General features: G+C 45.4%; 1 protein-coding gene. It reads left to right on the top strand.

All coding sequences use genetic code 11. The features are described 5' to 3' along the window. On the top strand, nt 1–635 hold a 635-nt coding region (locus ACXM1Q_RS09355), incomplete at both ends, for a MucBP domain-containing protein (protein ID WP_458517818.1).

Raw genomic sequence — 635 nt, 5'->3', positions numbered from 1 at the left:
GGCAAGACCTACGTTCTTTCAGCTACCAAACCTGTACGTGACTCTCAAGGCGATGCCCCAGAAACCGGTAAGGTTACAGAGGGAGAACAGACTGTTGTTTATCAATATGTCTTGAAAGAAGAGCCTGTTCCAGAAGTGAAGAAGGGTAATGTTGTGGTTCACTATGTGAACGAAGCTGGTGAAACAATCGCTGCGGATGTGGAAGACACACCAGAAAGTGATGTAGATACACCGTATGACACAACAGATAACAAGCCGAAGATCATCGAGAAAGATGGTAAACGCTATATCTTCAGTAAGGTTCAAGCTGGTGATCAAGAAACTGGTAAGGTTGTAGAAGGTACAACAAACGTAACTTATGTCTATAAGGAACTTGGTAAGTACATTCCATACATCCCAGAAACACCAGGTGGGGGCTATGATCCAAACAAACCAGGAACAGATGAACCACCGGTACCATATGACGAGACTCCAGAGGAACCAAGTGACAACCCACCGTTGCCATACATTCCAGGCTATGAGCCAAAAGTTCCAGGAACAACAGAGCCGTTGAAACCAGTTGATCCAGAAGATCCAACCAAGGGTTACATTCCACCACCAATTGTGGATCCAAATAACCCAGGTGTAGACACTCC

The sequence above is a fragment of the Streptococcus sp. 10F2 genome, assembly GCF_054331515.2.
Note: the sequence above shows the minus strand (reverse complement) of the source record. Positions and strands in the feature narration are given on the sequence as shown.